Raw genomic sequence first — 20,807 nt, forward strand, 5'->3', positions numbered from 1 at the left:
AGAGGCACCTTGCCAGTAAAAAATTACGCCCTTTTCCCAGCCTGATCTGACTTTTTCTCCTGTCTTAGGGCTTTAAATAACGAAAGAACCATCATAATCATAATAATTGAGAATGGAAGTGCGGCAATGATCAAGGCATTTTCCAGTGCCTGCAACCCTCCTGTATATAACAGGATTAATGCAGTCGCGGAGAGCATAATCCCCCAGACAAGCTTGATCATCTTGGGTGGATTCAGATGTCCGCCAGTTGTCTGCATACCCAAAATAAATGTTCCGGAATCAGCCGATGTAATAAAAAAGGTACCGATAAGCGTAATGGCTGCATAAGACATAATCAGTCCTAACGGGAAGTTGGCAAATACACCGAATAAAGCTTCTTCCGTCGCGAGCTCAGAAATCATCGCGACTCCACTGGTTTCAAGAGAAATAGCTGTACCGCCGAAAACGGAGAACCACAGAAAACCGACAAGGCAGGGAACAAACAGAACCCCCAGTACAAACTCCCTTAATGTACGCCCCTTTGATACCCGGGCAATAAAAGAGCCCACGAACGGTGCCCAGGCAATCCACCATGCCCAGAAGAAAATGGTCCATCCATTAATCCACTCACGTCCTTCTTCGTTAAGCGGACTGATCCTGAAACTCATACTCGGAAGTGTCTGAAGATAGGTCCCGATTGTATTCGTAAACAGGTTCAAAGAATAAATCGTCGGACCGACGATGAGCATAAACAGAAAGAGAAGAATGGCCAGGATCATATTCACATTACTCAAATACTTAATTCCTTTATTTAATCCGGTGTAAGCAGAGATCATAAACAGAACCGTAACTATGGCAATGATGGCAAACTGAACACCGAAACTGTTGCCTACACCTAGTAAATAATTAAGTCCGCCGTTTATTTGGACAGCGCCAAAGCCGAGTGTACTGGCAACTCCAATGACCGTTGCGGTAACGGCGATGATGTCGACCACATTACCTGCAGTTCCTCGGGCATATTTCCCCAGTAAAGGTTCCAGCGTGCTGCTGATGAGACCAGGTGCACCTCTCCGGAACTTGAAATAAGCGAGAACGAGGGCAACGACAGCGTAAATTCCCCAGGCATGTACACCCCAGTGAAAGTAAGTAAAACGCATGGCATCAAGAATGGCCTGGTCGGTTCCGGGCTCTGTTGTAGGAGAGTCAATCATCGAGTGTGAAATCGGCTCTGCAGCACCCCAGAAAACAAGGCCGATCCCCATTCCTGCACTGAACAGCATGGCAAACCACGTGGCATAATTATAGTCCGGTGTATCATCCGGCTTCCCCAGTTTAATTTTCCCGTACGGGCTTACTGCAAAAAATAAACATACAAGCACAAACACAGATACAATAACTAGATAATACCATCCTAATGTGTCTGTAATAATTCCTTGAAGGTTTGCTGTCGCATCCTCCAGCCCCCCTGGAGTTGCTACACCAAAAGCTACAATGAAAAGTAGAATAATAAGTGCGCCCCAAAATACAGTCGTTACTTTTTTCATTTGATTTTCTCCTCCTTGCTAAGATTGTTTTACTATATTCCCTATTTCTCGACAAAATCATGTTCTTTTTTAAAAATACTATGATATTCACCGTATATACACTAAAAAAAGGCCTCCTATCCTGATAAAGGAAGAGGAGACTTACAATAATTGTCGATTATCTTAACGAATAAGAAAAGCTTGTCCGTTTTATGACTGCAAAGTGATGTAAGGACTTGTATATTTATCAGATTTTTTTGTCAACTAACCGAGCTGTCTGCATAGGATAGAGTAAGCTATTCAAAATGGATAGCCCGCAGACCTGACGATGACAGCTGGCCTGATTTCGTCACTTATAATGTATGTACGACTGAAAAAAATGTGCCTGTCCGAAAAACATTTTGTAAATGACCAAACGTTACGTGAAGTGACGATATTCATTTAAACGTAAAACCGTGTGTTAATTATTGAAGGAGGGAGTAAGACAATGAAAAATAACGTTGGAAAAAATTATGTTGTCTCTCAGGATAATTGGTCCCTCCACCGTAAAGGCTACCAGGATCAGCAACGCCACCAGGAAAAAGTGCAGGAAGCCATAAATAAGAATCTGCCTGACCTGGTGAGTGAAGAGAACATTGTTATGTCAAATGGCCGGGATGTCATTAAAATACCTATTCGCTCTCTGGATGAATATAAGATCCGCTATAACTATGATAAGAACAAACATGTGGGCCAAGGTGACGGAGACAGTGAAGTTGGTGATGTTGTAGCTAGAGACGGTGCTCCACAGCCTGGTGCAGGACAGGGAGAGGGAGCCGGTGATCAACCGGGAGAAGATTATTATGAAGCCGAAGTGGCTATTTCAGAACTTGAAGAAATGCTCTTTAAAGAGCTGGAGCTGCCGAACCTGCAGCAAAAGGAAGAGGACAACATTGTTGTAGAAGACATTGATTTTAATGATATTCGTAAAAAAGGACTCATGGGCAATATTGATAAGCGCAGAACGATCATACAGGCGATCAAGCGGAATGCCATGGCAGGGAAAAAAGGAATCATGCCTATTTATAACGATGATCTGCGCTTTAAGACGTGGAACGAAAAAGTAAAGCCGGAATCCAAAGCGGTTGTTCTTGCCATGATGGACACGAGTGGCAGTATGGGGCGCTGGGAAAAGTACATGGCGAGGAGCTTTTTCTTCTGGATGACCAGATTCCTCAGGACAAAATATGAAACAGTAGATATTGAGTTTATTGCCCACCACACCGAAGCAAAGGTTGTAACTGAAGATGATTTCTTTATGAAAGGGGAAAGCGGCGGGACCATCTGTTCCTCTGCCTACCGTAAAGCCCTTGAGCTGGTGGATGCCAAGTATTCGCCTGAACGCTACAATATTTATCCTTTCCACTTTTCCGACGGAGACAATCTCACTTCAGATAACCAGCGGTGTCTGAAGCTCGTTAAAGAACTGATGGAGTTCTCAAGCATGTTCGGATACGGGGAAGTGAATCAGTATAACCGCCCGTCAACATTAATGAGTGCGTATAAAAACATTCAGGATGAAAGGTTCAGACATTTCATCCTGCGGGAAAAAGGCGATGTGTACCAGTCACTCAAATGGTTCTTTAGAAAAGACGAAGAAGCGATGACTCGTTAACAGGCTGCGTCCCCGGACTTCAGAACAAGTCCGGGGACGTTTTTTTAGAACGAATCCGGGTAAAAGATATAAATAACACATACGAAAAAGGAGAGAAGAACATGCCTTGGACGAAAAACGATTACCCTGATTCGATGAAAAATCTTGACGACCCCATCCGCGAAAAAGCAATTGAAATTGCCAACTCTCTGCTGGAAGATGGTTATGAAGAGGGACGAGCTATTCCTATTGCCATCGATGAAGCAAAAAAGGTGGGGCAGAAAAGCGATGTAACGTATCACGTTTCTCCTGTTGAAGGAAACGATGGATGGGAAGTGAAAAAAGAAGGAGCAGACCGGGCTGTTAACCGTTATGATCGAAAGCAGGACGCCCTCCACCGGGCAGACGAGCTTATCGACTCCCAAAATGCCCGAATCATTATTCACCGCCAGGATGGAAGTGTTCAGGAAACGAAAAAAGCCAATGAGTAACTGTGATAAAGACAGCCGGACACTGCCGGTTGTCTTTTTTGTGCGACAATCGTTAAACTGAAAGGAGTGTGTACAACCGTTAAGGATCAGTAAGCGAAAAAGTAAGCAGAGGGAGGAAAGTTATTGTGAAAAAATGTGCAGTGTTTTGCGGATCAAGAGCAGGGAACCACCCAGAGTACATAAAAGCAGCAAAAAAGCTGGGTGAGGAAATGGCTGAAAGGGACATTGAGCTTGTCTATGGCGGAGCAAGTGTCGGTATTATGGCCACCGTGGCTGATGCAGTGCTGGAAAACGGTGGGCAGGCAACAGGTGTTCTTCCTCACTTTTTAGGGGACAGGGAAATCGCTCATAAAAAGCTGACAGAACTTCATATGGTGGAAACGATGAGTGAACGAAAGCAGTTGATTGCAAAATTATCTGACGGGTTTATTTCCCTCCCTGGAGGAATCGGGACAATGGAAGAGTATTTTGAAATGCTTACTCTTGGATACCTCGGCCAGCATACGGGAAAAAGTGGTCTGTTAAATGTAAACGGCTATTACAAACCTCTTATTTCTTTTTTTGATCATATGAAAGAACAGGGATTTGTGGATGAGAAAACGAGAGAAGGGATGATCATAGAAGAGGATCCGAGCGCTCTTTTGGATATTATTTTTCCGGAATAGGGGTTGCAGCTGTTTTTCACATTACTATAGTAAAGGGAAAATAAAAAAACTGCCTGGCTTCTGAGAAGCCTTGGGCAGTTAATGTGTCTGTGCATTTTTCTTGGAAAATCCCATCACAACATTCACAAGCTGATAGATACTGAATAATACAACGCATGTTACGAGTGATCCGGCCATGTATCCCGCTGAGAAGTGGGCATTACGGAACCATTCTTCGTTCCCGCCAACAAACACGCCTGTACCAATGGAAAGAAGGAAAATGACGACTACAATGATTTGTTCAATTTTTTCTTCTTTGGTTACATTCTTGAATTTAAACAAGCCTCTTCCCACCCTTCTGTGTAAACGCTCTTAGTGAAATTATACGATTTCAGATAGAAAATGGCAATGGGAGAAACTGTCGCCCGCACTCAACGAAAAGAAAAAGCTGTCCCAAAAGGTAAAGCCCTTTGGGACAGCCTGTCCGGATTAATGAATCTCTTTCAATGCTGCTCCTATGCTTGTATCCCCTGAAAGAAGTTCGAATGCCTGATGATTTGTTTCCTCAATGGTTAACGAATTGACTGCAACCGAGGCTACATCTTCACGAGGGATGTCCCCGTTTTTATCGGACAGACTTTTCGCTGCACGAATCGTTCCCTTACCTGAAGCGTCAGTGAGCGGTCCGGGTCTCAGGATTGTATAATTCAGTCTGCTTTTTTCAAGCGCTTCATCAGCTGCTCCTTTTGCTTTCATGTAATGCCGGATGTTGTCCGGGGTTTCATCAGGCTTGCCGGCTCCCATGGCACTTACCATCACATAACGTGCAATTCCATGCTTTTCTGCTTCTTCAATGGATTTTATTGCTCCGTTCCGGTCAATAACTTCAGTCTGTTCCTTGGACGTATGTCCTCCTGAACCGGCAGTGAAGATAACAGCGTCCACGCCTTCATAGGCATGAGAGAAGTCATCCTCCAGATCTGCAAGAACAATTTCATCAGCTCCGAGATCCTCCATTGTCTCTTTCTGTTCCTCTTTCCTTATCATCGCTTTTACGTGATGCTCGGTGCTCAGACCAAGCATTTTTACGATATGTTTACCAATGTTGCCGTTTGCTCCAATGACTAACACGTTCACAACCATCACACTCCTCGGTCTGTTTTTATCTACAAATAAAATGTTCCCCTTCCATTCAGTCCCTAAACGTTTCCGGGAAGCGGGTAAAATCTGTCGAATAATATAGCAATTATGTAATTTTTAAAAAAATATTGACTTATTATGTCTAATCGTGAATAATTTGAAGCGACAACTATTGATGAACACCAACCCGTCGTATAATTAAGGGGATAGGGCCCTTAAGTCTCTACATAGTCACCGTAAATGGCTGGTCTACGAGGGATTGAGTGTGTATCGGACCTGTGAAAAAGGCTCTTGATACCATTCGATTCTCTTCTGACTCCAGGGACAATTCTGCCCTTGGAGTCTTTTTTACGACAGTCGAATTTGCAAAAATAAAAAAATTCAAACTGTTTCGACGTGGTGCTCATCAATCGGGTTATTAAAAAGAGGAGGGGTCAGGTTGTTTAAGAAAGCATTTTTATCATCAGCATTAGTGTTAAGTTTAGGGGTTATGGCTGCATGTGGAGCCGATGACGAAGAAGGTACTAACGGAGATGCAGAGGGTGATTCCGGGGACGATGTACAGGAACAGGAATTTGACGAGCTTGTAATGGGCTTTGTTCCTTCTACAGACTCTGATCAGATTGCATCCACTGTTGAACCTTTAACAGAGCGCCTTTCTGAAGAACTAGGTATCGAAGTTGACGGTCGCGTAATGACAAACTATTCCGCTTTGGTTGAAGCAATGGGTAGTGGACAGGTTCAAATCGGATTTATTCCGGCATTTGGTTACGTACTTGCCAATGAGCGTCACGATATCGAAGTTATCCTTAAATCACTTCGTGCAGGAGACGACAGCTACCGTGCTCAATACTCGGTCCGTGCTGACAGCGGAATTGAGTCTTTAGAAGATCTTGAAGGTAAAGTATGGGCATTTGCTGACTCTGCTTCTACAAGCGGATTCTTGTTCCCGGCTACGCAGATCCGTAACGACTTTGGTATGACGGAAGACGAGTTCTTCGGTGACATGGTTGAAACAGGTTCTCATGACAACGCCCTGATCACTGTACTTGAAGGTGGGGCAGATGTTGCCACAACTTTTGAAGATGCACGTGAAGTAATCGAAGGTGACTATCCAGAAGTTTATGATGAGGAAAATGGTCTTATTCAACTTGACTTTACTGAACCGATTCCAAACGACACCATTTCAGTCATCAGCGAGCTTTCCGAAGATATGGTTAACCAGATTCGTGAAGCCTTCCTTTCTTTCAACGACGATGAGGACATGATTGAGATCATGAACGAAGTGTACCGTTGGGACGGAATTGCCGAAGCTGAAGACAGTGAGTACGATATCGTTCGTGAAGCATACGATAACTTCTCAGACGAAGTGGATCCACTTAACTAAGGCTTGAAAATAAAAGAGGCCGGGACATAAAGAAAGAGTTTAGCTGAAAATCCGAACGATGCGCTAACTTAGCGTATGAAATATACGCAGACTCCTGCGGGATGAAAAGCAAAGGTGAGACCCCACAGTGCGCAGCACGAGGAGGCTCACCCGCTTCCCGCGGAAAGCGAAGTATATTTCAGGAGCGATTTATCAGCGCCGCTTTTATTCGTTCGAATTCTCATTGACTAAAACACTTTTGACCCAGCCTCTTTCTTTACGAAAATAGAAGAGACACTCTCTATCTATAGATGAACTTAAATTTACGAGACTACCATTTGCTGGGGGAGTTAGAAATGATCGAGTTTAAAGACGTCTCTCTTGTCTATCCGAACGGAACACAAGGGCTGAAAAATATTAACCTTAACATTAAAGAAGGCGAATTCGTTGTTATTGTCGGCCTTTCAGGAGCCGGTAAATCCACATTGATTCGAAGTGTAAACCGTATGGTAACACCTACGGGCGGTGAGCTTTTAGTAGATCAGGAGAACATTCTTCCTTATAAAAATAGAAAGCTGCGAGAACTTCGCACTAAAGTGGGTATGATTTTCCAAAACTACAATCTGGTAAAGCGTTCAACTGTAATGAAAAACGTCATTGCCGGACGTCTTGGTCACACCGGAACGCTTAAAAGTATTTTGAACCTTTACAGCAAGGAAGATATGTCTCTTGCTTACCAGAGCTTACAGCGTGTTAATATCTCCGACAAGGTTCATTCACGCGCCGATCAACTGAGTGGTGGACAGCAGCAACGAGTAAGTATTGCCCGGGTACTGACACAGCAGCCAAAAGTTATTCTTGCTGATGAGCCGGTAGCAAGTCTTGACCCGCCTACATCACACCAGGTGATGACATACTTAAGAAAAGTAAATAAAGAAGATAACATAACAACCATCGTTAACCTTCACTTCATTGATATGGCCATGGAATATGCGGACCGTATTATCGGTATGAGAGCCGGTGAAGTAGTATTCGACGGCCCGGCCAGCACTGTGAACGAAAGCACGTTCGAGGAAATATACGGACGTAAAATTCGTGAAGAAGACATGGTAGGGGGAGAAGACGATGAAGGGAACTCCTAATCCGCAGCAAGGGACAGTTGACCATGGCAACCCGCCTGGCCTACGTGCCCAGCAGGCAAAATGGAAGCTTACCTTCGTATTCGTCGTCGTTGTTCTCGTATACATGTTCACCTCCTGGCAGACAGGCTCAAGCCTGATTGATTTATGGTATGGGTTGCCGGACGTCTGGAGAATGGTACTCGAGCTTTTCCCGCCCAACTGGGGGTATGCAACAGAAACGTGGGGACGTCTGTCCGAGACGATTCAAATGGCTATTATCGCAACCACGGTTGCAGCAATTCTCTGTATCCCAATCAGTTTAATGGCATCATCCAATATTGCACCTAATAACTACGTTTATAATATTACAAAACAGATTATGAACATTCTCCGTACGATTCCTGACCTGTTACTCGCAGTTATCTTTGTTGGTATTTTTGGAATCGGCGCTTTCTCTGGAATCATGGCTTTGATCATTTTCTCTCTCGGAATTCTGGCCAAACTGCTGGCTGAAACGATTGAAGCGATTGATAAAAACCCTCTCGAAGCCATCCGGGCTTCAGGTGGTAATACCCTGCAGGTGATTGTTTACGGTGTCATGCCGCAAATCCTGCCGCAGTATACATCGTTCACGCTTTACGTCTTTGAAATTAATGTCCGTGCCTCTCTCGTACTTGGTTTCGTAGGAGCAGGAGGGATCGGTCAGCTGCTTCAGCGTTCGATCAGCTTTTTCCAGTACGGAAGAGCGATGATGATCATTATCATTATTTTCGTAGCCGTTGTTATCATCGAATACATCAGCGGTAAGATTAGGGAGGAGATCATGTAATGGCACAATCACAGACGCTTGTTCTGCCTCCGAAAAAGAAGCGATCAACAAAAAAAGTCGTTCGTAATTGGATTATTGCTGTTCTTCTAATTGCCATGTACGTCTGGACATTCTCAGACATCGGCATTAACTGGTCCCAGATTTTCAGCGAACGAACGTTAAACAATATGGGCCGGGTTATTCCCCAGCTCTTTTCACCTGAATGGGCAGTAGCGCCTGACGCATTAAGACTCATGGGTGAAACGCTGGCCATGGCCTATACAGGAACATTGATGGCAGCACTGCTGGCGGTACCTTTTGGCTTCTTCGCCGCGAAAAACATGATCGACAGCCGCCTCATCAATACGGCAGCGAAGTGGTCACTTGACGGCATCCGTGCTTTCCCTGAAATTATGCTCGCGTTAATTTTCGTAGCCGCAATCGGTCCATCGGCGTTTGCCGGGGTTCTGGCGATCGCTGTCGGGTCTATCGGGATGCTTGGTAAACTGTATTCTGAAGTTATTGAATCCATCGACATGCATGTGGTCGAATCATTGGAAGCGAACGGGGCTAATAAGGCGCAGATTCTTTTCTACGGAATCATTCCGCAGGTTATTCCAGAGTTTCTGTCCTACGCCATTTACCGTTATGAAATTGACGTGCGTTCATCCACAATTCTAGGTCTTATCGGGGCCGGTGGTATTGGTATGATGATTCAGATCTCAACAATGAATCGAAACTGGGACGAAGTAGGGATGGCTTTATTGATCATCATCCTGGTCGTTACCGTTATCGACTATTTCAGTTCCTACTTAAGAAAACGAATTGTTTAATCCGGCGGTGTTCTAAACACAGCCCTTATCATAAAAAGTACCGCTGCATATAACGATGCGGCGGTACTTTTTATTCCATTTTCAGGTGAAAAGCCACCGGACTTTTTTCACCTGTTCGAGAGCCTGTATTTCCGCTATAATGTCAATCACCGGTCTCAAACGGGACAAAACAGGGTATAGATAGAAAAAAGATAAAAAGGGGAAGGGGCGACGGTGATGCCTGAATTACAACAGATCACATTCAGGGCCGTATGGCTTGGAGCAGTCTTAGCTGCGGCAATGGTTTTGACAGCAGGATGTACGGATAAGGCAGCGCCTGAAAGTGCAGAGGCAGCTAAACCGCTCGTAGCTGAAACACAATCAGGGGATTTTCTGCTGCGCCTTGTTTCGGAAAAGCCAATTTATTATTCAGACGAAGAAGTGAAACTTACAGCCAAGCTTAAATATATCGGAGAAAAAGACCGGGTCACCTTGTCTCATAAAAGCTCCCCCTTTCAATACCGGATTCAGGAAATGACGAGAGGCGTTGACATTCCTTTAACAATGGAAGCCATCACCCGGGAAACAGAGCTGAAAAGAGATCACTGGTATGAGGAGAGCTTTGTGAAAGCAGGTGTGGATCTGTTTGACGAAGCAGAACGTAACAACGAGTTCATCCGCAGTTTTGAAGAAAGTGACACATTCCCGGCCGGGGAATACGAAATTGAATTAAACTCTGACTTTTATGTACAGATGGACGGTGAAGAAGTACAGCAACTGGTCACCACCGGGTTAATCATCACAGTCGGAAAAAGTAATACGCTGCCTTAACGGGCGGCTTTTTTTGTTTCGGGCGAAAAATGGAGATTGACGGCAAATAAAATCATATTCACTGCGGGGGAGTTAATCACCGGAGCATCGAGGGCGTGGATGGTCAAAACGGTGCTAACCGTAAAAACGGGGGCGCTAAGTGTAAAATCCAAGATGCTAAGCGTAAAATCGAGGGTTCTAAGTGTATAAATGAGTGTGCTAAACGTTAAATCCAAGGTGCTAAGTGTAAAATCAATAATGCTATTGGGCGTATTAATCCTTATTGTGGGCGAAGAACCCCGAAGAACAAAATACCAAAACAAAAAACTAAAGCAGAAAAACCACACTCATGATATAATCAAAAACTGGTTCGTGTTTTTTGAACCATCTCAGCATCCGTTGCTGAGAGGTCGGGCGAGGGGCTATCAGCAAAGGAGAAGATACATTGAACCAGAGACTCAATAACTGGTTTCAGATCGATCAGCACAACTCAACAGTGAAACAGGAAATGATGGCAGGCATGGTTGCCTTCTTTACGATCGTCTACATCGTTATCGTAAATGCAGCCATTTTATCCGACGCAGGAATCCCGCTTGTTGCCGGGATCATAGCAACGGTATTCGTATCTTTCCTGGGCAGCATGATCATGGGCTTTTGGGCCAATGCCCCAATTCTGCTCGTTCCCGGTATGGGAATCAATGCCATGTTTGTGTACACATTCGTCCATTCCATGGGGCTCATGTGGCAGGAAGCATTGGCTGTAGTTGTACTGTCGGGCGTCATCTTTTGTATAATCGCCTTTACAAAACTTGCACCGGTTATCACGGAATCCATACCTTCTTCATTAAAGGAAGCCATTGCGGTAGGGATAGGAATCTTTCTTACATTTATCGGCCTTCAGCAAGGCGGGCTCGTTATTGCCGACGATTCGACCTTTGTGACCCTCGGAAACATATCCGACGCTCACGTGATTGTCACGATCGTCACCCTGCTTGTAGCCGTTACGCTCTTTATCCGGCAGGTACCCGGGAACTTTTTGATCAGTATTCTGTTTGGTACAGCTCTTGCCTACTTTCTAGGTGTAATCGGCACAGGTCAGACCGCCTCCATGTCACTCGCGCCGTATGGAGAAGTTTTCTTCGGATTCTCTTTTTCAAGCTGGCTGACAGTGGCGTTTATGGCTGCCACGTTCTCGCTGGTAATGGTTATCGTGTTTGAAAACATCGGACTGATCCACGGCCACTTAAACATGGTCGGATCACCCGAAAAATATAAACGGACCCTCCAGGCAAATGCTGTTTCCGTATTGTCTTGCGGCTTCCTTGGAACAAGCCCCACAGTAGCCACGGTAGAAAGCGCAGCAGGAATTGCAGCTGGAGGCCGGACAGGTCTTACAACGATTACAACAGGCTTTATGTTCCTCGCATCACTGTTCTTTATCCCGTTTATTACGATGATTCCGCCCAGTGCCATTGCACCGGTCCTCATCATTATCGGTGGACTCATGATGCAGAACATACAAAAGATCAACCTGAACGACTTCTCAGAAGGCTTTCCCGCCTTCCTCGTGATCGTTCTGATTCCACTCACATACAGTATTGCTGACGGCATTGCATTTGGCTTTGTTGCCTATCCGTTACTCAAGATTCTTCTCGGAAAGCACAAAGAGCTGTCCGCACCATTAGTAATTATATCTGCCCTCTTTTTCCTGAACTTTGTTCTTCAGGTCTGGAACGGCGGGTAAAACACGGCCCTCTGCGATTTTACGTGCAGAGGGTCTTTTATGCTGACTGCCTTTGTCCTACATTTGATCCTGGAGTGTCTGCTTTTTCTCCCGGAGGCCGGTTTTGTACCATAGAACCACACAGGAGCGTTTTCAGGTTACACTAATGAAGAGAATACATACATGCAGGAGGTATTACAGATGGTATGTCATGAATTTGGTCCCCTGATTAAAAGTACGTTTGTGGAACGGCCAAACCGGTTTATTCTGAAATGCAGACTGGAAGACGGCGAGGAGGTTACCGTTCATTTACCCGACCCGGGCCGCCTTAAGGAACTATTGATACCCGGATGTGATGTCATGCTTCGGTATGTGGATGATCCGAAGAGAAAGACAAACTGGTCGGCCGTTCTTGTGAGTCGTGGCGACGGAGGATGGGTCGGTGTAAATGCCCAGCTTCCAAATGCACTGGCAAAAGGGGCGGTTGAAAAAGACCTGATAAAGGAATTCGCCGGCTGGACCTATGTCCGTGCGGAATATAAAAAAGGCGGATCAAGATGGGACTTGTTAATGGAGCACCCTGACGGCCGGAAGATGGTTGTGGAAGTAAAGGGAGTGTCCCTCGTAGATGCCAAAGGTGCCGGGGCATTTCCCGATGCCGTCACAGCGCGGGGGGCGAAACATGTAAGAGAACTTGGTGATATTGCCCGGGAAGAAGGCTGGGAGGCTGCTCTGTTCTTCGTTGCCCAGCGTGACGATATTCACTCGATCTCACCGGCCAGACACATTGATCCCGCCTTTGCCGATGCCATGGAAGAAGCATCCCGTGCCGGTGTGAAAATCATCGGAAGAAAATGCAAAGTGATAACAGAAAAAATGACGATGGACACAAACGAGCCTTTAAAAATAATCATCTAGCCACCACACCATTTCATTTTAAACCCCTCCCCGTCAACCCCAGTCTCCCAATTGTACGGGGACAGACCCCCGAACTTTTTGATTACGGGGATGAAAGGGGTAAAATTTGGCATACTACGTGTATATGTGTGCTGAAGTTATTTTAAAGAGGGGTGCTTAGAATGTTTGATGCAGGTGTTAGAGTTTTCTCGCTCAAGTTGGTGTTGTTTCTTGGGCTGGCAGTGATCATGCTTGCTGCATGTTCGCCCGGTCAGGATCAGTCCCGGGAACCAAACCGTGACAATATTGGACTACAGGGTGATACGGAACCGTTTTACCCGTCTTCGGGCAAAACTCCGCAGTTGAAGGGCGGCCCGGAAGCGGCTTTGCGGGTCGAAATGGAGCCTGATTCCCCTTCAGCTTTTGCAGGTCAGGCTGATGGAGGAGATACATCTTTGGAAAACGTGGGATTTGGTGAACTGCAAAAGCAGTATCCAAATACTGTTGTATGGAGAGGACCGACCAACCAGAAACGTGTCGCCCTTACGTTTGATGACGGGCCGGATCCGCGCTTTACCCCGGCTATTCTTGATGAGCTTGAATCCAACGATGTAAAGGCAACATTTTTTGTGATGGGTGCAAGAGCAAAAGAACACCAGGAAATTCTAAAAAGAATACACCGGGAAGGCCATGTGATTGGAAACCATACGTACTGGCACCCGAACCTCGAGGGCGAATCTGTAGGGCAGCTCCGCTGGGAAATGGATGAGACAAACAATATTATTCAAAATCTCGTCGGTATCAGACCGAATTTATTCCGTCCGCCTTATGGCATTTTCGGAACAGCCCATACGGAGAGTCTTGCAGCAAATGGGGAGTCCGCTATTTTCTGGACTGTCGATACGATGGACTGGGATGGACCATCACCTGAAGAAATCCTTGAAGGTGTCATGGAAGATACAGGTAACGGCTCTATTATCCTTATGCACGACGGGGCCCACTGGACTGGTGATATGAACAATACCGTTGAAGCTCTCGGTCCGATCATTAGAGAGCTTAAACGAGAAGGATACCAGTTTGTGACCGTACCGGAATTGTTAAATGTAAGTGCCATTCAGTAAAAGTTTTAAGCATTGATTTGACCTTTAACCGACATCGCCGCACGCTTTGGCAGAATTATTCAAATAGAGGCTGAGACATAAAGAAAGAGTTTAGATGAGAATCCGAACGATGCGCTAACATAGCGGATGAAATATAAATATTCGCAGACACCCTGCCGGATGAAAAGCAAAGGTGAGACTCAACAGTGACGAGCATTTACTTCATGAAAATGCGACGAGTTGCTTCGACGCAGACAGCTGCAAAGATTAGCTGGCAGAGGAAGAAGCAGGTATGCTGGAGGACGGTAACCCGCTTCCCGTGGAAAGCGAAGTATATTTCAGGAGCGATTTATCAGCGCCGCTTTTGTTCGTTCGGATTCTCGTTGACTAAAACACTTTTGTCCCAGCCTCTATTCTTGTTTTAACCGAAAGGATGACTGCAAAAGGAGGACCATTCAAGTCGTAAAAAGGGCTAATCAAATATAATCCCTCCTGGTTTTAAGACAAACACCTCATTTCATAAGGATGAAAGAGAGATTACGTCTAAGATATGGAGGGACTGCTTTGATTACACGAATAAACAAATTACAAATTGAACTGCCAATGCCGAAGAACCCTGATGCCAACGCGGCGGCTGCTGTACAGGAGCTTTTAGGCGGTAAATTTGGAGAGATGTCCACCCTTAACAACTACATGTTTCAGTCGTTCGCATTCAGACAGAAGAAAAAACTGAAGCCTTTTTATGACCTGGTAGCAAGTATTACTGCAGAGGAATTTGGTCATGTGGAACTTGTATCGAACACCATTAATCTGATGATTCAAGGGACGACGTTTCCAGGAGACCCGAATCTAGCCCCTATGCAAAATGGAAAGGACAAACGCAATTCGTACCACTTTATTGACACAGCCCAGACAGCCAAACCATTTGATTCCATGGGGGCCGGATGGAACGGGGCTTCCAATGTATTTAACAGCGGAAATCTGATTCTCGATCTCCTGCACAACTTTTTCCTCGAGTGTGGGGCAAGGACTCATAAAATGCGGGTGTATGAGATGACTGATAACCCTGTGGCCCGTGAAATGATCGGTTATCTCCTTGTGCGTGGCGGCGTCCACATCATGGCTTATGCAAAAGCCCTTGAAATTGCGACTGGTGTGGATATGACAAAAATGCTCCCGATTCCGAACCTGGATAACGATAAGTTTGAAACGGCAAGAAAGTTTGAAGCAGAAGGTGTCCACCGAAAGCTGTACACGTTCAGTGCCAATGATTACAAAGATGTGGCGAAAATCTGGAAAGGGGAGCACCCACTGCAGGGAGGACAGCTGGAAGTTATTCAAGGGACCCCTCAGGGAGGACCGATCCCAGATCTGCCTGAAATCCCGGAAAGTTTTGCACCGGGCATTTCAGAGGAAGACTTCAGGGAAATTGCCAAACGGCTTCAGCGTTCAGCCGGAATATAAGAAAACGAATATGCCTCATAAGGTCTTACCGCCTTATGGGGTATTTTTGTACTGTGAACAGACCTTTGATTTCGTTTTATATCTTCAATGTGTTTCTACACAATCCAGCAATTTTAAAGAGGTTTCTGGTATTTACCGGAAGAAAAATGCCATATTTAGTCTCTTTAAGTAAAAAAGTTTTCGGCAAATTAACAATTTTTTGCTAGAATAGGAATATGATAACTCATGTGTGAAGATTAGAGGTGAGAATGATGACGGAACGATCTGCCAATAACATACACAAAAAGCTCCTCACACTTCCCCGTGAAGGAGATAACCGTACGTATGATTCTGATGCTTTGATCCTTGACAGGCTAAGCGATGCTATCGTTGCTCTTGATCATCATTTTACGGTTACATACGTAAACCAGGCGGCCTCCAGGCAGCTCCATACAAAAAAAGAAGACATGCTCGGTCAAAATATATGGGGAATATTCCCTGATGCTATAAATACAAGAGTATATGACGCTTATCACAAAGCGATGGAAGAAAGAGTACCGGCAGAGGTGGAGTATGAATACTTCTCCCCGTTGAAGACGTGGTTTAATGTGCGTGTGTATCCATCTGAAGAAGGGGTCACTGCTATTTTCAGAGATGTAACCCGCCGCCAGATCGCCATGCTGGCAGTGGAACAGAGCTACCGTACCCTTTTCCATGAACATCCGGATGCGGTGTGTTCGATCGACCTGGATGGTTACTATCTGTCCGTTAACCAGGCCTTCGAGAAGTTATTCGGATTAAAAGAAAAGAAACTTGCAGGCCGGGAGTTCGTTTCCCTTTTACCTGATGAGCAGGCCAGAAAAGCAGAGGAACTTTTCACCCTGGCCAAAGAAGGAAAACCTGTAACACAGGATTTTGATCTGACTGAAATAAAAGGAGAACCGTTCTTTGTACAGTGTACGGCCCTGCCGATCATTGTGGAAACAGAGATTATCGGTGCCTATGGGATTTTAAAAGATATAACCAGCCAGAGGCTGAACACTCTTGAATTAAAGCGGATGAACCATATGAACCAGCTCATCCTTGAGTCTGTGGAAGATGGGATTCTCGGTATTGATAAAGACTTTGATGTCGTCATGTGGAATGAAGCTGCCGAGGAGATGACAGGATTCGGGCGGGACGAATTGAAACCGAATTTCATTATCCAGCTACTGTCCACCCTCTATGAAGGGGAAATGGAAGAACTGACACAGAGTTTTAAAAGAGATTCAGGCCTGGCAAAAAAAGAAGTGATACGAAAAAGTAATGTAACCCTTTACCGTAAGGACGGAACCCCTTATCTTGCTGAATTTACCGTCACTCCTATGGTTTCTGATGAGGAAGTGGTAGGGAGCGTATTTACTTTCAGGGACATTACAGAAAAAAGAAAGTCTGAAGAGATGCTTCATCAATCGGAAAAGCTGTCTGCAGTAGGTCAGCTTGCAGCAGGAATTGCCCATGAAATAAGAAATCCTCTTACGTCTTTGAAAGGTTTCCTGCAGCTGATTGAAATCTACGGAAACGAGAAGAAAGAGTACTTTGATATCATGAAGTCAGAGTTTGGCAGGATCGAACAGATTCTTACGGAGTTGTTGATTTTGTCCAAACCTCAGACTCTCACAAAAGAGACGTGTGAAATGAGTGAAATGCTTTCCCACATAAGCACCCTGCTTGAAACGCAGGCCATCATTAAAAACATCGGTATCGAAAAAGAGTTCACAGCCAGTGATGTGTACATAACCTGTGCCCAACACCAGATCAAACAGGTATTTGTGAATCTGATCAAAAATGCAATCGAATCGATGGAGTCCGGCGGTGTGATCACAGTGCGTCTTGAAAAATCAGGAAACCAGGCAGTGGTTAAAGTGATTGATCAAGGCTGCGGAATTCCGAAAGAAAAGCTCGCCCGGATCGGGGAACCCTTTTATTCAACGAAGGACACGGGAACGGGACTGGGGCTCATGGTTACATTTAAGATTATTGAAGAGCATGGTGGTACAGTTACGATTGACAGCAGTGTAGGAGAAGGGACCACATTTACAATCGCATTTCCTATAACACAACCGTAAACTGCAGCTGGTAAGGGCTGAAATTGTCCTTATGAGCTGCTGTTTTTTTGAGAAGATGTTACTAATGGTAAGCTGTGGAGGGCAGTGGTATTACCGGGCTGCCATTGGATATGCATGAAGCTTTATAGTAAAATCCATAGAAGAGAACACGCGAGGAGTTGTCAAGCATGAACCGACTGATAAAAATAACTGTATTTCTGAGCCTTCTGGCAGTAGCAGCTGTTGGCTGTAATTCTGCAGAGGAGGAAGCACAGGAGACCTTTGAGAATTTCATCAACGCTCTTGATGGAGGGACGATCAGCGAGATTACCGCATATGTGACCGATGATTTTATGGAAGAGGAATTCGGTGTGACGAAAGAGGATTTCGAGAATGACGCTGAACTGATTGACGAGCAGATGGGTGAACTGCTCGCTATGTTTAACTATGAGATTCTGTCTTTTGAAGTAAGCGAAGAAACGGATGAACAACTAATTGCTGCCTACGAAATTACCATCGAAGAAGAAGAAACAGGTGAAACAGAAACAGAGGGCGGCGTTGTCACCCTGGAAAACCACGACAACAACTGGCTGATCAGTCAGATGGACGAATAACCGGATCACTGAACGCCCGGCACGAGTTACCTGCCGGGTTTTAATATGCGATCCTCCTTTCGAACGGGGTCTGTCCCCGCACAATTGTGTGTAAAATTGTGGCAGGAATGGGGGAGAAGCTGTAGCAGGGTATTCAACAAAAAAACAAGAGAAAGTGATTAACACCCTGATAACTGGGAATTCATCAAAAAAAGGAAAGTCAACCTATCCCCCATGACAGGCCTGCGACGGCCCATACTCTTGACAACTTTTTTTTGATATGATAATTATTTATTGTGGTTAGCACTCGGGAACAGTGAGTGCTAAAAAGGACTTTTACATATAAATGAAGGGGAAGATGATATGGTGAAGAAGCAGTTTGAAGCAGAATCGAAACGATTGCTGGATATGATGATTCACTCGATTTACTCACAGAAGGAGATTTTTATCAGAGAGCTCATTTCCAACGCCAGTGATGCGATTGACAAGATGTATTATAAGGCCCTGACGGATGATTCCCTGACTTTTGAAAAAGATGATTATTTTATAAAAATTACGGCAGACAAAGAAAACCGATCATTATCGATCAAAGATACAGGAATCGGAATGACACAGGACGAGCTCGAGGAGAACCTTGGGACAATTGCGAAAAGTGGTTCTTTAGCTTTTAAAAATGAAAACGAAATCAAAGACGGCCACGACATCATCGGGCAATTCGGAGTCGGCTTTTACTCTGCTTTCATGGTAGCCGATGCTGTAACGGTGTATACAAAGTCCGTGTCAGACGAGACAGGATACAAGTGGGAATCTACAGGTGCGGATGGCTATACTGTAGAGCCGTTTGATAAAAAAGAAGTGGGTACGGAGATTATCCTTACTTTAAAAGAGAATACAGAAGAAGAGATCTATGATGATTTTCTTGAAGAACATCGCCTTAAGCAAGTGATCAAGAAGTACTCCGACTTTATCCGCTACCCAATTAAAATGGATCTGACGGAGCGCAAGCTGAAAGAAGGCAGCGAGGATGAATACGAAAGCGTTGTTGAAGAGAAGACCGTCAACAGCATGGTGCCGATCTGGAGAAAGAATAAGAGTGAGCTCAAAGATGAGGACTACGAGAACTTCTATCAGGAGAAGCATTACGGATTCGATAAGCCGCTGAAGCACATTCATGTCAGCGTCGACGGGGCGGTGAGGTACAACGCAATCCTGTATATTCCATCAACGATGCCATTTGACTATTACAGCAAAGAGTATGAGAAAGGCCTCGAGCTATATTCGAACGGGGTCCTAATTATGGAAAAGGGCCCGGAGCTGCTTCCGGATTACTTCAGTTTTGTAAAAGGTCTTGTAGATTCAGAAGACCTCTCGTTAAACATCTCAAGAGAAATGCTTCAGCATGACAGGCAGCTTAAGCTGATTGCGAAAAACATTAAAAATAAAATTAAGAATGAACTGAAAAAACTCCTCAAAGATGAGCGTGAGATGTACGTAAAGTTCTTCGGAACGTTCGGCAGACAGTTGAAATACGGTGTCTACAGTGACTTTGGTGCCAACAAAGACGATCTAAAAGATCTACTTATGTTCTACTCATCCAAAGAGAAGAAGCTCGTCACACTGCAAGAATATGTTTCCAACATGCCGGAAGATCAGAAGTACATCTACTATGCAACAGGCGACAGCTATGACCGCATCGAGAAGCTTCCGCAAACGGAAGTCGTCCTGGACAAAGGATATGAAATCCTCTACTTAACGGATGAAATTGACGAATTTGCGATCAAGATGCTCGCAACGTTCAATGAGAAAGAATTCAAATCCGTTTCAAGTGGCGACTTGGGCTTTGATGAAGAAGAAAGCCAAAAGGCGGAAGAGGAAGACAAAGCGAACAAAGACCTTTTTGAAGAAATGAAAAAGCATTTAGAAGGAAAAGTAAAAGATGTGCGCGTATCTAAACGTCTGAAATCTCATCCGGTCTGCCTCACAAGTGAAGGGGAAGTCTCCATTGAAATGGAAAAAGTCCTTCAGGCGATGCCGGACAACCAAAACGTCAAAGCAGACAAGGTTCTCGAAATCAACACCGCTCACGACGTGTTCCAAACTTTAAAGAACGCGTTTGAAAATGATAAAGATCAAGTCAAACTGTACACGAACCTCCTGTATAACCAGGCGCTGTTAATCGAGGGGCTTCCGGTGGAAGACCCGCTCGCCTTCTCGAATGACATCTGTAAAGTAATGGTATAAACATATAATCCAAAGGCTTAGATAACACTCAGCTGAAAAGAATGGCCCTCACCGTTTGTGAGAGCCATTTCTTTTTATTGATTTTCTACGTTGATGGATCAAAAATACACTCGCTTGCCGCGGGCAAGGCTTCAGCTAATCGGGGAAAGAACGCCCCGATGGATCTTCAGCTCTTGCTTTCCCGCAGGCGTCTCGTGATTTTTGATCTATCAACTGTTTTAGTTTTAGAATGAAATTGTGTACACAAAACTAATGAACTTGTGGAAGACATAGCGACTGAAATATTCAGTGGCTTCCTGCGTTAAACCGGATGTCCGACCTAACTCCTTCTGCTTCAAATTCTTAAATCTCTTCACTTGATGGCTGTGGGGTCTGACCCCGCACAATTTTGTGTAA

At 44.9% G+C, this 20,807-nt stretch carries 18 protein-coding genes and 1 riboswitch; of the genes, 15 read left to right on the plus strand and 3 right to left on the minus strand.

Annotation, left to right across the window (positions count from 1 at the left end; translation table 11 throughout):
* Window positions 1-23: 23 nt before the first annotated feature.
* Window positions 24-1,523, minus strand: a complete 1,500-nt coding sequence (locus JSY36_RS17400) for a glycine betaine uptake BCCT transporter (RefSeq protein ID WP_205167334.1) — start codon at window positions 1,521-1,523, stop codon at window positions 24-26.
* Window positions 1,524-1,989: 466 nt separating this feature from the next.
* Here JSY36_RS17400 and yhbH point away from each other — a divergent pair, with 466 nt between their 5' ends.
* The 3 genes from yhbH to JSY36_RS17415 all read left to right on the plus strand — a co-directional run bounded on the left by yhbH (window position 1,990) and on the right by JSY36_RS17415 (window position 4,291).
* Complete coding sequence (yhbH, locus tag JSY36_RS17405; protein ID WP_122895999.1) at window positions 1,990-3,156, plus strand: sporulation protein YhbH; 1,167 nt, start codon at window positions 1,990-1,992, stop codon at window positions 3,154-3,156.
* 101 nt (window positions 3,157-3,257) lie between these two features.
* A complete protein-coding gene (locus tag JSY36_RS17410; protein ID WP_205167335.1) occupies window positions 3,258-3,626 on the plus strand; it encodes a DUF2188 domain-containing protein in 369 nt (122 codons plus the stop codon).
* 125 nt (window positions 3,627-3,751) lie between these two features.
* Entirely contained in the window at window positions 3,752-4,291 is a 540-nt protein-coding gene (locus tag JSY36_RS17415) for a TIGR00730 family Rossman fold protein (protein ID WP_205167336.1), read from the plus strand.
* 78 nt (window positions 4,292-4,369) lie between these two features.
* On the opposite strand, the gene JSY36_RS17420 is transcribed toward JSY36_RS17415, so the two are convergent.
* Both JSY36_RS17420 and JSY36_RS17425 read right to left on the minus strand, forming a co-directional pair.
* Window positions 4,370-4,612 (minus strand): hypothetical protein, encoded by a 243-nt coding sequence (locus JSY36_RS17420; RefSeq protein WP_205167337.1) that lies wholly within the window; start codon window positions 4,610-4,612, stop codon window positions 4,370-4,372.
* Window positions 4,613-4,759: 147 nt separating this feature from the next.
* On the minus strand, window positions 4,760-5,413 hold the full coding sequence (locus JSY36_RS17425) for an SDR family oxidoreductase (protein WP_236785100.1): 654 nt from the start codon (window positions 5,411-5,413) through the stop codon (window positions 4,760-4,762).
* 167 nt (window positions 5,414-5,580) lie between these two features.
* Window positions 5,581-5,682: riboswitch (purine riboswitch) on the plus strand.
* A gap of 167 nt (window positions 5,683-5,849) precedes the next feature.
* Here JSY36_RS17425 and JSY36_RS17430 point away from each other — a divergent pair.
* The 12 genes from JSY36_RS17430 (at window position 5,850) to htpG (ending at window position 20,411) form a co-directional block, all read left to right on the plus strand.
* On the plus strand, window positions 5,850-6,797 hold the full coding sequence (locus JSY36_RS17430) for a phosphate/phosphite/phosphonate ABC transporter substrate-binding protein (protein ID WP_272873322.1): 948 nt from the start codon (window positions 5,850-5,852) through the stop codon (window positions 6,795-6,797).
* Between the two features lie 335 nt (window positions 6,798-7,132).
* Window positions 7,133-7,918: a phosphonate ABC transporter ATP-binding protein gene (gene phnC / locus JSY36_RS17435; protein WP_122896004.1), complete on the plus strand. Its 786-nt coding sequence runs from the start codon at window positions 7,133-7,135 to the stop codon at window positions 7,916-7,918.
* The gene (gene phnE / locus JSY36_RS17440; RefSeq protein ID WP_122896005.1) at window positions 7,902-8,726 is read left to right on the plus strand and encodes a phosphonate ABC transporter, permease protein PhnE; all 825 of its coding nucleotides are present in this window, start codon (window positions 7,902-7,904) and stop codon (window positions 8,724-8,726) included. The genes phnC and phnE (JSY36_RS17440) overlap by 17 nt, the downstream gene beginning before the upstream one ends.
* The gene (phnE, locus tag JSY36_RS17445; RefSeq protein ID WP_122896006.1) at window positions 8,726-9,538 is read left to right on the plus strand and encodes a phosphonate ABC transporter, permease protein PhnE; all 813 of its coding nucleotides are present in this window, start codon (window positions 8,726-8,728) and stop codon (window positions 9,536-9,538) included. The genes phnE (JSY36_RS17440) and phnE (JSY36_RS17445) overlap by 1 nt, the downstream gene beginning before the upstream one ends.
* 216 nt (window positions 9,539-9,754) lie before the next feature.
* On the plus strand, window positions 9,755-10,348 hold the full coding sequence (locus JSY36_RS17450) for a hypothetical protein (protein WP_205167339.1): 594 nt from the start codon (window positions 9,755-9,757) through the stop codon (window positions 10,346-10,348).
* A 487-nt stretch (window positions 10,349-10,835) separates the two neighbouring features.
* Window positions 10,836-12,071, plus strand: a complete 1,236-nt coding sequence (locus JSY36_RS17455) for an NCS2 family permease (protein ID WP_122898408.1) — start codon at window positions 10,836-10,838, stop codon at window positions 12,069-12,071.
* 180 nt (window positions 12,072-12,251) lie between these two features.
* Window positions 12,252-12,968: a DNA/RNA nuclease SfsA gene (gene sfsA / locus JSY36_RS17460; protein WP_205167340.1), complete on the plus strand. Its 717-nt coding sequence runs from the start codon at window positions 12,252-12,254 to the stop codon at window positions 12,966-12,968.
* 161 nt (window positions 12,969-13,129) lie between these two features.
* The gene (locus JSY36_RS17465; RefSeq protein WP_205167341.1) at window positions 13,130-14,068 is read left to right on the plus strand and encodes a polysaccharide deacetylase family protein; all 939 of its coding nucleotides are present in this window, start codon (window positions 13,130-13,132) and stop codon (window positions 14,066-14,068) included.
* Between the two features lie 543 nt (window positions 14,069-14,611).
* Window positions 14,612-15,511, plus strand: a complete 900-nt coding sequence (locus JSY36_RS17470) for a manganese catalase family protein (RefSeq protein ID WP_205167342.1) — start codon at window positions 14,612-14,614, stop codon at window positions 15,509-15,511.
* A gap of 248 nt (window positions 15,512-15,759) precedes the next feature.
* Window positions 15,760-17,598 (plus strand): PAS domain-containing sensor histidine kinase, encoded by a 1,839-nt coding sequence (locus tag JSY36_RS17475; protein WP_205167343.1) that lies wholly within the window; start codon window positions 15,760-15,762, stop codon window positions 17,596-17,598.
* Between the two features lie 167 nt (window positions 17,599-17,765).
* Window positions 17,766-18,191: a hypothetical protein gene (locus tag JSY36_RS17480; RefSeq protein ID WP_122896012.1), complete on the plus strand. Its 426-nt coding sequence runs from the start codon at window positions 17,766-17,768 to the stop codon at window positions 18,189-18,191.
* A gap of 342 nt (window positions 18,192-18,533) precedes the next feature.
* Window positions 18,534-20,411 (plus strand): molecular chaperone HtpG, encoded by a 1,878-nt coding sequence (htpG, locus tag JSY36_RS17485; RefSeq protein WP_205167344.1) that lies wholly within the window; start codon window positions 18,534-18,536, stop codon window positions 20,409-20,411.
* Window positions 20,412-20,807 lie beyond the last annotated feature (396 nt).

Origin of the sequence: Alteribacter salitolerans, from assembly GCF_016901055.1 — a bacterium.
GTDB classification, from domain to species: domain Bacteria; phylum Bacillota; class Bacilli; order Bacillales; family Salisediminibacteriaceae; genus Alteribacter; species Alteribacter keqinensis.

Excerpts from the sequence above, each read along its gene's own strand:
- phnC (WP_122896004.1), top strand. The coding sequence starts at position 7,133 with ATGATCGAGTTTAAAGACGTCTCTCTTGTCTATCCGAACGGAACACAA.
- htpG (WP_205167344.1), top strand. The coding sequence starts at position 18,534 with ATGGTGAAGAAGCAGTTTGAAGCAGAATCGAAACGATTGCTGGATATG.
- JSY36_RS17465 (WP_205167341.1), top strand. The coding sequence starts at position 13,130 with ATGTTTGATGCAGGTGTTAGAGTTTTCTCGCTCAAGTTGGTGTTGTTT.
- phnE (WP_122896006.1), top strand. The coding sequence starts at position 8,726 with ATGGCACAATCACAGACGCTTGTTCTGCCTCCGAAAAAGAAGCGATCA.
- JSY36_RS17475 (WP_205167343.1), top strand. The coding sequence starts at position 15,760 with ATGATGACGGAACGATCTGCCAATAACATACACAAAAAGCTCCTCACA.
- yhbH (WP_122895999.1), top strand. The coding sequence starts at position 1,990 with ATGAAAAATAACGTTGGAAAAAATTATGTTGTCTCTCAGGATAATTGG.
- JSY36_RS17400 (WP_205167334.1), bottom strand. The coding sequence starts at position 1,523 with ATGAAAAAAGTAACGACTGTATTTTGGGGCGCACTTATTATTCTACTT.
- JSY36_RS17480 (WP_122896012.1), top strand. The coding sequence starts at position 17,766 with ATGAACCGACTGATAAAAATAACTGTATTTCTGAGCCTTCTGGCAGTA.
- JSY36_RS17425 (WP_236785100.1), bottom strand. The coding sequence starts at position 5,413 with ATGGTTGTGAACGTGTTAGTCATTGGAGCAAACGGCAACATTGGTAAA.
- phnE (WP_122896005.1), top strand. The coding sequence starts at position 7,902 with ATGAAGGGAACTCCTAATCCGCAGCAAGGGACAGTTGACCATGGCAAC.
- JSY36_RS17410 (WP_205167335.1), top strand. The coding sequence starts at position 3,258 with ATGCCTTGGACGAAAAACGATTACCCTGATTCGATGAAAAATCTTGAC.
- JSY36_RS17455 (WP_122898408.1), top strand. The coding sequence starts at position 10,836 with ATGATGGCAGGCATGGTTGCCTTCTTTACGATCGTCTACATCGTTATC.
- JSY36_RS17450 (WP_205167339.1), top strand. The coding sequence starts at position 9,755 with ATGCCTGAATTACAACAGATCACATTCAGGGCCGTATGGCTTGGAGCA.
- sfsA (WP_205167340.1), top strand. The coding sequence starts at position 12,252 with ATGGTATGTCATGAATTTGGTCCCCTGATTAAAAGTACGTTTGTGGAA.